At 72.0% G+C, this 250-nt stretch carries 1 pseudogene; it reads right to left on the reverse strand.

The features are described from left to right. Positions 1 to 250 (reverse strand): annotated as a pseudogene (locus KVS71_RS18045) (anthranilate synthase component II); the annotation flags it as partial.

Genomic DNA, 250 nt, shown 5'->3' on the forward strand with positions numbered 1-250 from the left:
GTCGTGGCGGACCGCCGAGACCATGCCGTGCATGACCTCGGGAGCAGACCGGATGGCCGTGCCGAAAGCGGCCCCGTTGACCTGATGCCCGAGACACACTCCAAGCGTGGGGATCCCCCGCCGCACCGCGATGCGAGCAGCGTCGATCGTGACGCCGGCATCGGCAGGAGCCCCGGGACCGGGGGAGAGCAGGTGCGCGTCATGCGCGCCGAGTAGCTCCTCGAGCTCGGCCGCGTCGGTCGCGTCGGAC

The sequence above is a fragment of the Microbacterium sp. GbtcB4 genome, from assembly GCF_019091465.1.
GTDB lineage: Bacteria > Actinomycetota > Actinomycetes > Actinomycetales > Microbacteriaceae > Microbacterium > Microbacterium paraoxydans.